8 protein-coding genes are annotated in these 13,150 nt (G+C 62.4%); 2 read left to right on the top strand and 6 right to left on the bottom strand.

Annotation, left to right across the window (positions count from 1 at the left end):
- The first annotated feature begins 227 nt into the window (after positions 1 to 227).
- Entirely contained in the window at positions 228 to 416 is a 189-nt protein-coding gene (locus OX462_RS15195; protein ID WP_409026455.1) for a hypothetical protein, read from the top strand.
- A gap of 43 nt (positions 417 to 459) precedes the next feature.
- Here OX462_RS15195 and OX462_RS15200 read toward each other — a convergent pair whose 3' ends face one another.
- The 4 genes from OX462_RS15200 to OX462_RS15215 form a co-directional block, all read right to left on the bottom strand.
- Positions 460 to 681 carry a hypothetical protein gene (locus OX462_RS15200; protein ID WP_139142896.1) on the bottom strand — a complete coding sequence of 74 codons (222 nt, stop codon included), beginning with the start codon at positions 679 to 681 and terminating at the stop codon, positions 460 to 462.
- Between the two features lie 226 nt (positions 682 to 907).
- Positions 908 to 2,995: a TonB-dependent receptor gene (locus tag OX462_RS15205; protein ID WP_409026456.1), complete on the bottom strand. Its 2,088-nt coding sequence runs from the start codon at positions 2,993 to 2,995 to the stop codon at positions 908 to 910.
- A 98-nt stretch (positions 2,996 to 3,093) separates the two neighbouring features.
- Positions 3,094 to 3,489, bottom strand: a complete 396-nt coding sequence (locus OX462_RS15210) for a DUF2946 domain-containing protein (protein WP_409026457.1) — start codon at positions 3,487 to 3,489, stop codon at positions 3,094 to 3,096.
- A 180-nt stretch (positions 3,490 to 3,669) separates the two neighbouring features.
- Positions 3,670 to 5,805: a TonB-dependent siderophore receptor gene (locus tag OX462_RS15215; RefSeq protein WP_409026458.1), complete on the bottom strand. Its 2,136-nt coding sequence runs from the start codon at positions 5,803 to 5,805 to the stop codon at positions 3,670 to 3,672.
- Between the two features lie 245 nt (positions 5,806 to 6,050).
- On the opposite strand from OX462_RS15215, the gene OX462_RS15220 reads away from it, so the two are divergent.
- Entirely contained in the window at positions 6,051 to 9,512 is a 3,462-nt protein-coding gene (locus OX462_RS15220; RefSeq protein WP_409026459.1) for a DUF748 domain-containing protein, read from the top strand.
- A 51-nt stretch (positions 9,513 to 9,563) separates the two neighbouring features.
- Here the strand turns inward: OX462_RS15220 and OX462_RS15225 are convergent, their stop codons facing one another.
- Both OX462_RS15225 and OX462_RS15230 read right to left on the bottom strand, forming a co-directional pair.
- Complete coding sequence (locus OX462_RS15225; RefSeq protein WP_139142895.1) at positions 9,564 to 10,238, bottom strand: hypothetical protein; 675 nt, start codon at positions 10,236 to 10,238, stop codon at positions 9,564 to 9,566.
- Between the two features lie 150 nt (positions 10,239 to 10,388).
- Positions 10,389 to 12,839: a membrane-bound PQQ-dependent dehydrogenase, glucose/quinate/shikimate family gene (locus OX462_RS15230; RefSeq protein ID WP_409026460.1), complete on the bottom strand. Its 2,451-nt coding sequence runs from the start codon at positions 12,837 to 12,839 to the stop codon at positions 10,389 to 10,391.
- Positions 12,840 to 13,150 lie beyond the last annotated feature (311 nt).

Here is a 13,150-nt window from a genome sequence, read left to right on the forward strand (position 1 = left end):
GGTTGATCAGGCAATGCATGAGGGAATGTCATCTATCCCGCATTCATCCCCAGGCACTAACCTTGGCCCATAGCTAAATTTAATTCTTGAAGGCACTATCGATTAAAGAAAAATTTCCACAAAGTCACAAAAATAAGTTATCTTAAAGGCAAATAAAGGAGACATTTTTTCTCTTTTCTACCGAGGCAAAAATGCGCTCCAAGAATGACAAAGTTACTGCTACGAATATGGATATCCTCGACTGCGCAAGGCAGGACGATTTGACGGCCCAAAAGATCGAGGTCGGCATTATTTTCCAGGAAATGCTCGATACCGCCACGGCCGCCGCCTACCTGGCCAAGAACAAGGTGCCGATCGCCACCGCGCTGCGCGTGCTGACGGGCTCACGGCGAAAAAAGAGCGGAGGTGGAAGTTGATGGCTCTGCGGCCGGTGAGCGGGGAATGGTCTGCCTGAACAGCTCAGGACTTCAAGGGAGGAGGCGCCACTTCATACCAAACCCGTATCCCTCGCTCAACCTTGGCTAACGCCGTCCAGCCTCGCGTTTCCGTGATGGTTTCGATGTTGACCGGACGAACGCCGGTTTTTAACAGCCATTCATTGGCCAATACCAGCGACCGGTCCATGCCATCGGAAAGCGGACTGCCCGCAGTGGTCGAACGAAAATCTTTAAATGCGATCATGGACACCTTTTATTCAGTCAGCTTCATTTGAGCAGATAAAGCCTTCAGCCTCCGCTATCGCACCCATGTGCGCCAAACGCCTGAAGCTGGCGCCAGAGAGCATAACAAATTACCATCAAGAAACATGCGCACATTGTCACGACCACATGGCGCTCACCGATGCGGCGTTGCCAGCGTGCGCCTTCCTGCCGCATCGGCGGCAGGAAGGCGCACGCTGATAGCAGGCTTAGAACTTCAGCTGCAGCCCCAGGTCAATCGACCGTCCCTCGGCCGGCAAGGCTTGCAGCGCCCCGCCGTTCGCTTTCAGCCCAGACAGATACACGCCGCCGAGCGGGTCCGCATACGCGCGGTTGAACAGGTTGCTCACGCCGGCGCTCAGGCTGGCCATCTTGTTCAATGCCACGCTGCTGCGCAGGTTGACGAGCGCATAGCCGCCCGTTTCCGGTTCGAAGCGGCGGGCATCGACCTTGTCCTTGCGGGCCACGATCTTCGTTTCGATGCGGCTGCTCCAGGCGCCCAGCTTGTGCTCGACGGCCAGCAAGGCGTTGAACGGCATCATGCGGTACAGGTCGCCGCCATCGCTGCGCTTGCCCCGCGTGTAAGCCGCATTGCCCGTCGCCATGAAGCGGCCCCAGCGGGCGCTGCTGGCCAGCGGCAGCTGCCAGGCCAGATTCGCGCCGTACAATTTGGCGTCGTGGTTGGCAAAGCGCAGCAAGTTGCCGTTCGCGCCCATTTTCATATACGGGTGGAAAGACGACAGCACGTCGACGTCGATGTAATTGTCGACCTTGCTGTAATAGGGGTTGACGCGCAGGAACCAGCCCTCTTCGCCACCGCCATGCCAGTCGGCCGTGAACGCGGCTGTGTACGCCGTCTCCGGTTTCAGGTCGATATCGCCCACATAGCCGTTGCCGTCGCCAAACCAGTTGGTCATGGTCATGGCCATCGAGCCGCGGCCCCACGAGTAGCGCTCGTACAGGTTGGGCGAGCGCACCTTGCGCGCCAGCGCGAATGCATAGCTGCTGGCCGCATCGGGCGTGAATGTCGCTTGCGCGGAGGCATCGATATTCGTGTCGCGCTGGCTGCGGCTGCGCGCATTGAAGGCCTTGGCGGCCATCAGGTCCGGCATGTTCATCATATTGGTGCCGTACGATTGCACGTCGCCCGACTCCATGCGCACGGATTCGCCGCGCACGCCCAGCACGCTCGTCCAGCGCGCATCGTGGCGCGTTTCCAGCTCGCCGAACAGCACGGCGCGGTCGCGCTTGCCGTCATTGATGTTCAGGTAGGTGCGCGGCCCCATCATCATGGAACCGGGCACGGCCGGCCAGTAATCGTCGAGGCGGAAACCGTGCCGCTCCTGACCCAGGCGCAACTCGCCAGCCCCTGTCGGCAGACTGGCCATCAGCGCATAACCGGTGTTGCGGCCATGCGTAATCATCGGCATCGTGCCCTTGCGCTCGGGCGTGAAAAAGCCCATTTCGTGGTCCGTCTGCTGCCAGTAGGCGCGCGCGTCCAGCACGCCCCAGGCAAATGTGCCCTGGTAAGCGAGATTGGCGAACTGGCCATGGTTGTCCGTCATGTCCATGTACTGGTTGGGAAAACCCTGGTACGGGATGTGCTGCACGCCGGCGCGCAAGGTCAGCTGCTGACCATCGCCCTTCGCCGCCAGCACGATGGCCTGGTTGATGCTTTCAAACATGCTGGCCAGCACGGTATTGCCGTGGCCGTCTTCATAGCTGTGGCCACGCGTATAGGCGCCGCTGTAGCCGATGCTGAGCACGTCGCTGGCGGCCGTGGCGTGCACGCTGGTCGCCACGCTGTTGTTGACGCTGCGCCCCGACACGGCAAAGCTGCCTTGCGTGAGCAGGCCCGCGCCCGGCCGGGCGAAGACGGGCGCGTTCGATTGCACCTCGATGGTGCCGCCGATGCTGTCGCCGCCCGCGCTGACGGGGGTCACACCCGCGATCAGGCGGATGCGCTGCACTTGTTGCGGATCAATGTACGACAACGGCGCATTCATGTGATTGGCGCAGGCGGACGTCAATTCCATGCCGTCGATGCGAATCTTGAGGCGGTCATCGGCAAAACCATTGACGACAGGCAAGCCGGACACGCCGCCGCCGGCCGCCACGCTGTAGCCGGGCGTGCTGGAGAGCATCAGCGCCGAGTCGGCGGCAGGACGGTAGCCGTCGCCTATGGCCGTGACGATGACTTTCATTTCCGGCAAAACGGTGGTGCCTGCTTCATTGTGGGTTTGCGCCACGGCGGGCATGGCGATGGCGAGGGAAATCAAGAACGGTAAATGTTTCATGGTGCTGCTTTCAGATGCTGTATAGGTAAGATGAACAGGCGCAAGCGCAACACAGCACATGGCCGCGCGGCGCAAGGCAGTTCAGGGAAAGGGACAGATCAGAAAGCGGCGGGAGGCCCACGGGGCTGGACGGGCGTCCAGGCGAACAGGGGCGTGGCGGATTGGTAGAACAGCTCGGGCAGCAAGCCCGTGAGGAGCTCGCCGGAAGCGAGCACGAGGGTGGTGGGCGGTATCGACAAGGTGTCCGCATGCATGCTGCAGCAGGGGCAATCGCCCATGCGCATGCTGCCCTTGGAAGTATCAGGCGCGTCAGTGGACAATGTTGCGGGCAACATGTTCATGCCGCCCGCCACCGAGCAGATTTCCAGGCTGGGCACGGCCAGGCCGCTGGCGACCGTCAGCGCGCGCGACACCGTAGGGGCGAGCGTGGCCAGGAAGATGGCGATACACGCGATCCACAGGACGATGCCGGCCTTGCCTTTGCTGATGAACATGGCAACATTGTATCAGGGCAAGGCCCCTGCGCACAGGGCGCAAGTCAAACCTTGCTTACAACGCCTAACAAAACCGTAGCGAGCGGAAGGGAGCTGTGGCTGAGAAGCGGAACTGTGCTTGAGCACAGTGAGCATCGCAGGCCGCAGATCACGACGCGCAGTAGGTTTTGATAGGCGTTCTTACAAATCCACCTTCATCGACAGCTTGATGGCGCGCGGCGCACCCGACGCCAGCCGCGTGCCCGCGCCGGCCCAGTAGCGCTTGTCGGCCGCATTTTCCACGTTCAGCTGCCACACGACGGCCTTGTCCATCACGCGGCTCGCATAGCGGGCGCCCGCGCTGAACAGGCTCACGCCGCCGAGGAAGGCCTGGTTCAGGTCGTTGACGGGACGGGCGCTGTAGTAATACGCGCCGCCGTTGACGGACAGGCCAGGCACGGCGTCGAAGGCATAAGCCAAGAAGGCGCTGGCCGTGCGTTTCGACGCGTTTTCCGGCGCCTTGCCATTGTAGTCGGCGTTGATGTGCGCAAAGCGCGGGTCGAGCAGCTGGGCCGACGTCTGCCACGACAGCTGACGCGTCAGCTTGCCTTGCGTCGAGATTTCCAGGCCGCGGTAGCGCTGTTCGCCGTCCGACGTGAAGACGTTGCTGCTATTCGTGTAATAGCCGGGGCGCGTGATGTCGAACAGCGCGGCGGACAGCAAGGTGCCGCCCGGCGTCAGCCAGCGCGCACCGAGCTCCTTCTGCTTGCTCACGCCGGGCGCCATCTTGACGCCCTGGTTCACGGTGCCCGTCGGGCCCGTCTCGCCCTCTTCCAGGCCCCGCGCCGTGGACGCGTAAAACGACAGTTCGGGCGTGGCCTTGTAGATCAATGAGGCCATCGGCGTCGTCTTGCTGACGTCGTAGTGGCTGGCGCCCTGGTCGCTCTGATAACTGCTGCGGCGCACGCCGATGACGCTTTGCCACTGCGGGCTGAAGACCATGCGGTCGAGCGCGTACAAGCCCGTGTCGCGCGTCTCGAGCGCAGCCGTCGTCGGCGCCGTCGGCTTGGGACCGAACACGACATTCGTCACGGGTACGGGGCTGTACAGGTTTTGCGACGCGATCGTGTAGTTGCTCTGGTAGATAGGATCTTGCGACTTGTCCGTGCGCGAGGCGCCCAGGGTCAGTTCATGGGCAATCAAACCCGTATTAAAGTTGCCGGCCAGTTCCGCGCGCAGCAAGTCCGACGCCGTCACGCTGTGCTGGATATTGCCCGTGATGCGGCCCGCGCCCGTGGCCAGCGCCGCCGCGTTATTCAGGCGGAAGATGGCCAGGCGGCGGTCGCGCGCCGTTTCCGAGTGGCCCGCCTCCACCGTCAAGGCCCAGCCATCCGTGATGGCGTAGTCGGCGCGCAATTGCGCGTTTTTCGTCTGCGCCTCGAAATTCGACCAGTCGGGGCCGATCAAGTTGCGCGGATCGACGGCGCGCGGCAGGTTGATCACGCCTTTCACGGCGGTGGGCAAGGCCACGCCCGCCTGCTCCGTCACCTTGCGGCGGTCGTATTCCAGGTCGGATTTCAACAGCAGTTTATTTGTCACCCGCCAGTCCAGCGCCGTGGAGAGAAAGCTGCGGTTGCCATTGCCGACATGATCGAGGTAGGAACCCAGGGTGCCGCCGGCCGCGTTGATGCGCACGCCGAATTCCTGCTGCGCGCCGAAACGGCGGCCCACGTCGACATTCGCCACGGCACTGCCCCGGTCATCGAGGCTCAAGCCCATGCTGGTGACGGGCTTGCTGCCCGCCCGCTTGGTGACGAAGTTGACGACGCCGGCCGGCGACGTAAAACCGTAGTACAGGGCCGAGGCGCCCTTCAGCACTTCCACCCGTTCCTTGTTTTCCATGGGCACTTGCGAGAAATTCATGATGGGCATGGAACCGTTGAGGCGGTAATTCGTGCGGTTTTCCACGGCGATGCCGCGTATCACCAGCTGATCCCACGTTTCGCCGCCATTTTGCTGGCGCGTCACGCCCGCCGTATTGCGCACAGCATCGTACAGGCCGGACACGGCTTGCTGCTCCAGCAATTCGCGCGTGATCACGTTGACGGTCGACGGCACGTCCATGATGTTGGCGCCGCGAAAGCTGCCCGCCTCCGTCGTGACGGGCACCAGGCCTTGCGCGCGGGCGCCCGTCACTTGCACGGCTTGCATGACTTTCTCATCGCCAGCCGTCAGATCGTCCTGGCCGCTGGCGGCATGGGCCGCATGGGAAGCGAAGGCCAGCGACAGGGCCGCGGCGACTGGAAGTAAGCGGGTGCGGGGAGAGACGACAGACATGACATCGGGCTTTCAATGAGAAAATATGTACGGATGGAAACTTACGGTTAGCGCGCATGATACCGATAATGAGAATCATTATCAAGTAAGAGTGGGTTTGTGTGAGTTTTACAGGAGAAACAAGGCCACCCTGGCGCCTGTTATCACTTGAACACGTTTGGATTTTGCAGACGAGGCCGCAAAGAGGCATACTGACAGTCACGGCGTGCAGGATGTGCCGCCCAACAAGATCAAAAGGTAAGTTCGTGAACACAATCGACAACAAAAGCGTGCAGACGAAAACATTTCGCTGGAAACGCTGGCAGCGCTGGGCCGTCGGCACCGGCTGCGTCCTGGCCGCCTACAGCGCGGCCGGTTTCTGGCTGGTACCCTACGTCATCAAAAACCAGCTGCCCAAATTTGCAGAAAAAGAACTGGCGCGCCAGGCCAGCATCGCCGACGTGCGCTTCAACCCGTTCACCTTGCGCCTGGAAGCGGACCAGATCGCTTTCAAGGAAGCGGCCAGCGCTGGTGGCCAGAGCGGCGCGCCGCTGCTGTCCATCGGCGCGCTGGCCGTGCAACTCGAATGGAAATCCATCGTGCGCCGCGCCTGGAGCCTGGCGGAAATCCGCATCACGGCGCCGCAGGCGCAGTTGACCATCACGCCGGACGGCAAGTTCAACCTGGCCGAAGTGCTGGCCACCTGGCAACGCAATCATCCGGACAAGAGCGACGGCGGCATGCCGCGCCTCGTCATCGCCCGCTTTGCGCTGGAACAAGGCAAAGTGGACTGGCAAGACCAGAAGGCGGGTTATGCGGATAACTTCACGCCGATCAACTTTACACTCGACAATATCTCCACCCTGCCCGATGCCAACGGCAGCTACAGCCTCAGCGCCGACGCGGCGCGCGGCGGCAAGCTGCACTGGCGCGGCACGGCCTCGCTCAGCCCGATTCGCGGCGAAGGCGAGTTGATACTGAACGACGCTTCCCTGCCCGGCCTGGCCGCGTATTTGAAGGCGTACACGCGGGCGACGGTCACCAGCGGCAAGCTGTCGGCCCGCCTGCCCTACGCCTTTTCCTATGCCGACGGCACGCTGCAAGCGACGGTCAAGGGCGCGGGCCTGGCCTTGCGCGACCTGGCGCTGGTGCAAGATGGCAAGGGCGCGCCATTTACATCGCTGGACACCCTGGGCATCGCCGGCGTGAACGTGGATCTGGCGCGCCAGAACGTCACGGTGGATAAAATCAACTTGTACGGCGGCAAGGTGGCCGTGCGCCGCGACAGCAAGGGCGAGATCGACGTGGCGAACCTGATGCTGCCGGGCAATCCCGCACCTGCAGCACCGGCCGCCGCGCCAGCCAAACCTGGCAAGTGGAAGGTGGATTTAAAACAGCTGGCGCTGGCCAATGTGGACGTCTCCACCATCGATGAAACCGTCTCGCCAGCCCTGCAATTGAGCGCGAAACAGTTGCAACTGCAGCTGCAGCTGGGCTTGCAACAAGGGCCAGCGGGCTTGGCCACCGTGATCGACGGCGCCAATTTCAGCCTGGCCGACCTGGCCATGCAACGGGGCGCGCAAACGCCGTTCAAGCTGGCCCAGCTGGGCTTTACGGAAGGCAAGATCGACCTGGCGGCGCATAGCGTGCACCTGGGCGCCGTAACGGCCAGCGGTGCGCAGATTGACCTGGCGCGCAACCGCCAGGGAGAGTTTGCGATTGCGCAAAAACTGCCCGTGTTTTCCTCCGGCAAGGCCGACGCAGGCAAGGAAAGCCCTTCCGCGCCGTGGTCCACGACGGTAGACAAGGTGGAACTGAGCAAATTCGGTGCCCGTTTCGAAGACGCGGGCACAGGCATCAAGGGCACGCTGCAGGATGCCAGCCTGTCGCTGCACAAGGTCAGCAACGACATGAAGCAGGCGCTGCCGTTCGAGCTGGGCGTGGGCCTGCGCGAAGGCGGCTTGCTCACGGCCAACGGCAAGTTCGTGCCGGGCACGGGCGCCGTCGATGCGCAACTGAACCTGAAACAGCTGACCCTGGCGCCCGTGCAACCGCTGCTGGCGCAGCATCTGAAACTGAAGCTGGCGGGCGGCACGCTCTCCGGCAGCGGGCGCCTGACGACGGGCGGCGGCGCGCCGAAAGCGCCGAAAGTACGCTATGAGGGCGGCGTGGATATCGCCGGCCTCGTGCTCAATGAAACGGATGGCAAGCGCTTCGCCTCATGGAAAAGCGTGCGCGCCGACAAGCTGACGGCCAGCGTGGGCCCCGATTTTGTCGACATCCCCGAGCTGCGCGTGGTCGAACCGAATGCCCAGCTGATCATCGAAAACGACCGCAGCCTCAATGCCCAGCGCCTGCTGGTGAAGGCGCCCGAGCCGGCCACGGCACCCGCTCCGGCTACCGCCACCGCGCCTGCGGCCGACGCAGGTTTCCCCGTGCGCGTACGCCGCGTGCGCCTGCAGAATGCCAAGCTGGACTTTGCCGACCTGAGCCTGCGGCCACAGTTTGCGGCGAAAATCTATGAATTGAACGGCGTCGTCACGGGCCTGTCGACGAAGCGCGATGCGCGCAGCCAGATCGAGCTGGACGGCCGCATCGACGAATTCGGCCTGGCGCGCGTGCGCGGACAATTAAATCCCTTCGCCCCGACCGACAACACGGACTTGAACGTGGTCTTCAAGAACGTCGACATGGTATCCGCCTCGCCGTACACGATGAAATTCGCCGGCTATAAAGTGGCGGAAGGCAAGATTTCGCTGGACTTGCAATACAAGGTGCGCAACCGCCAGCTCGACGGCACCAACCAGGTCGTGCTCGACAAGCTGACCCTGGGCGAGCGCATCGACAGCCCGGACGCCCTGAAGCTGCCGCTGGAATTGGCGCTGGCCATCCTCAAGGATAGCGACGGGCGCATCGACCTGGGCCTGCCCGTGTCGGGCGACATGAACGATCCGCAATTCAGCTATGGCGCGCTGATCTGGAAAGCCGTCGGCAATGTGCTGACGAAAATCGTCACGGCGCCGTTCCGCGCGCTGGGCAACTTGCTGGGCATCAGCGCCGACAAGCTGGAATCGATCGACTTCGATGCGGGCAGCGCCGTGCTGCTGCCGCCCGAGCGGGAAAAACTCAAGCAGGTGGCGCAGATCCTCGCCAAGCGCGAACAGCTGAAGCTGGCCGTGCCGGGCCAGTACAGCGACACGGACGGAGCCGCCCTGCGCGCCCAGGCCGTGCGCCGCGCCGTCGCCGCCAAGGCCGGCATCAAGCTCGAAGCGGGAGAGGAACCGGGACCGTTGAATCTGGGCGAACGCAAGATACGGGGCGCCCTGCGCGAGCTGTACGGCGAGCGCTTCGGCAAGGCCGAGCTGGACAAGCAGAAAAAGGCGGCGGAATCAACTGCGCCTGCCCCAGCGGCGGCCTCCGCCAACGCTTCCGCACCGGCGGCGGCCAAGATCCCCGTCTTCCAACGCCTGGGCAAGCTGATCGAGGGTGAGCCGCAAGTGGCCGACACGGGAGCGTTCTACAACGGCTTGCGCGAACAGCTGGAAGCCAAGCAGCCCCTGCCTGCCGATGCCTTGAATAAACTGGGTGCCCAGCGCAGCGCGGCGATTGTGGCTGCCCTGCAGCAGGACGGCACGCCGGCGGCCAGGGTCAGCGCGGGCGCGCCGGAAAAAACGGAGGCCACGCCGGGCAAGCTGGTGGGCTTGAAGCTGGGATTGGCGGCACAATAAAATCTGGGGTCGGACCCTCAGGGTCCGACCCCAGCATTTTCGCGGTATTGCTTAAGTACCCAATGCTTTTGCTCGCTTGGGCTGATATTGTTGACGATCAAATCCGCTGACATCAAATTCAAATACAGGTGCGCCTTCCTGAAAAATATCCACGGCAATGCGTACTCTTTTCGCTTTTTGCAGTTTCCCCAGGAATTTCTCATAATTGCGGAAGAAAATCGTATCTGAACTATTATCAGCAGGCGCCGCCGCGGAATAATTGACGGGCTTTTCATCATCAAATCTCACCAGCACCGTGCAATCCTGATAGGAGGGGCATAATATCTGCCCCTTTCTGATCGAAAAGATCACATCTTTACCTTGACGGTATCCTGCCCGCAAAGTCAATTTGGCGTTTTGCAATCCGCTGTAGGGGAAGTCAAAATTGACGGCATTGGTGCTATACACGTTGGCAAAATAAGTCGTGCCGCCATCCATCTTGTCTTCGTTCACATCATAATTCCACTGCTTTCCCGTCACGGCCATGTCGGCGGCGGCACTTGCCGCTGGCGCAGAGGCCGCGGCTACGGGAACTGAAGTATTTTTTGCCTTTTCAACCGCCAGCTCGGCTTCCAGCGTGGCGATCTTTTTATTCGCCGCGTCGAGTTCGGCATTCGGTGCTTTAGGAGAACAAGCGCCAATGGAAAGTAGTACTGCTGTCATTACCGAAAAGGTCGTCGTGTTCATTGAATAAGTCACAGGATAGGCGATATGAGTCCGGTCCCGAGTCTAACAAACGACATTATTATAAGCAACATGCAACTTTAAAAACTCGCCAGCCCGGCAATTAATTATGCTGCGCTGCCACCAGCAGTGGCGGCACCGCAGCGAACTTAATTACTTCCCTTTCCCCGCCTCCTTCACGGCCTCATCCGGCAAGGCAAACGCCACCAGGCTGTCGCCCATCTTCGTGCCCAGCGAACCGTGGCCGCCGGCCATCACCACCACGTACTGCTTGCCCGTCTTGTCGGAGACATAACTCATCGGCGTGGCCTGGCCGCCGGCCGGCAAGCGGGCTTTCCATACGGTTTTGCCGTTGCGCACGTCGTAGCCGCGGATGTAATAGTCGAGCGTGCTGCTGAGGAAAGCCACGCCGCCGCCCGTCGTGCTGATGCCGCCCAGGCTGGGCACGCCCAGCGGCAAGGCGATGGGCACGGGGGCGCTGTCGCGCGTGGTGCCGTTTTTGTGCATCCACACTTTTTTCATGGTGCGCAGGTCGACGGCGGCGATATAGCCCCACGGCGGCGCCTGGCACGGGAAGCCCAGCGGCGACAGGAAGGGCTTGATTTCCACGGCAAACGGCACGCCCGTCTGCGGCTGCAAGCCCATTTCCGTGCCCGTGCCGCCCGGCGCATTGGCTTGCGCGCGCGGCACCAGGCGCTCGAGGAAGCCCATGTAATCGGGATTGACCAGCAGCAGCTGGCGCACGGGATCGACGGCCGCCCCGCCCCACTCGAAGATGCCCAGCGGGCCAGGCGAAATGATGGCGCCCTTGATCTTGCCTTCGGCCACCGTTTGCGGCGTGAACGGCCCTTCATAGCGGTGCTGGCGGAAGATGATGCGGCACGCCAGCTGGTCGAACGGCGTCGTGCCCCACATATCCGTTTCGCTGATGTGCTTCTCGGGCAGGAACGTCAATGCCGAGAACGGCTGCGTGGGCGACAGCTTGTCGCCAGGGGCCGCGTTGGCCGTCGGCACGGGTTTTTCCGGCGCCGGCACGACCAGGCTGCCGTCGCGCCGGTCGATCACATAGATGTCGCCCCGCTTGGTGGTCGCCACCACGGACGGCACCTTGCCTTTCGGCGTGTCGATGTCGACCAGCGTAGGCTGGCCGCCGATATCCATGTCCCAGATATCGTGGTGCACGGTCTGGTAGACCCAGCGTACTCTCCCGGTGGCAAGATCGAGCGCGACGATGGCGCTATTGTATTTCTCGCCATGCGGATTGCGGTTGCCGCCCCACGTGTCGGGCGTTTCATTGCCCATCGGGATGTACACCATGCCCAGCTTTTCATCGACGCTGGAGACGCCCCAGGAATTGGGCGAGTTGTTGGTGTAGGTCTTGCCATCGGCGATCGGCGCCGTGTCGTCGGGGTTCGAGGCATCCCAGTTCCACATCAGCTTGCCGGTGACGGGATCGTAGCCGCGGATCACGCCCGATGGCTCTTCCGTGGAAAAATTATCGGTCACGCTGGCGGCCATCACCACCACGTTCTGCGCCACGGCCGGCGGCGAGGTCGGCATCAAGAAGCCCCGCTTCTTCATGCCCATGCCGTGATACAGGCCGATCACGCCGTTTTCGCCAAAGCTTTTGCACGCTGCGCCCGTATCGGCATTGACGGCGATCAGGGTCGCATCCATGGTGGGCGCGAAGATGCGGCGCGGACACTCCATGCCGGCCGCCTCGGGCGCAGGGTCGCCCTTGGCGCGGCCCGCGTTGACGTCCCAATAGGCCACGCCGCGGCAGATCATGTGCTGGTAGCTGGACGCGTCGCGGTTGATCTTCGGATCGTGGCGCCACAGCTCCTTGCCCGTGTCCGGATCGAGCGCGATGACGATGTTATGCGGCGTGCACAGGTACAGCATGCCGTTCACTTTCAGCGGCGTGACTTCGTTGGCGATCTCGCCCGGGTCGTTCGGCCCCTTGAAGTCGCCCGTGTGGTACACCCACGCCTGTTTCAGCTGCGCAGCGTTGGCCGGCGTGATCTGCGCGGCCGGCGCATAGCGGTCGCCATAGCCGGAGCGACCGTACGCGGCCCAGTCGTTGGGCGCCACGCCCGGCGCGAAATCGCCTTGCGGCGCGGCCGCCATGTTCTCGGCCGGCACTTCGCCGTGCAGGGTGTAGTAATCCTGGAACAGCGAGAACACGCCCACGGCGGCCGTCAGCACCACGGCCGCCGTCAGGGCGCTCTTGCCCGCGTCGCGCGGTTTCGCCCCGGCCGTCAAGGGCGGATCGAGGCGGCGGTCGACGAACGGCAGCAGCAGCCAGACGGCGGCGGCGAACCAGATATCGAGACGCGGCAGCAATTGCCACCAGTCGAACTTCACTTCGATGACGGACCAGACCAGGGTGGCGAACAGCAGCAGGGCCAGGAAAAGCTGGGCGCTGCGCCGCCCCTTCCACACGAGCGCGCCCGCGATCAGCATGCCGATGCCGGCCACCACGTAATACCAGGAACCGCCGAGGCTGACGAGGCAGGCGCCGCCGCCGGCAAGCGCCAGGCCCAGCAAGATGAAGATGACTGCGGTGATGACAAGCAAGGGTCCAGGCCGGGCAGAGGCAGTCATGATGCTCCTTTACAAGAGTCAGTCGGCGGCACGCGATTGCGCACCGTATTTGATTGCAATCAAGCAAATTGCATTTTTTCACCAATCGGCAAAGCGTGCCACACGCGAGAACGGGCGCCGCGTGCCGTGTGGCTTTTTATACACGAGCTGACCGTCGAGCCAGCTACAGCAGTACGATTTTGATGAAAATCATTGAATAAAATAAATTAACAACAAATTTCTCGAATAAAACGAATTTTTATCGTAGAATGAAAAAAACAGCGAAACCAACCACTTTTTCTTGCATTTCACTTCACTGGAGCGGCGCCCAT

The organism is Janthinobacterium aestuarii (genome assembly GCF_046113285.1).
Classification (GTDB): Bacteria; Pseudomonadota; Gammaproteobacteria; order Burkholderiales; family Burkholderiaceae_D; genus Janthinobacterium.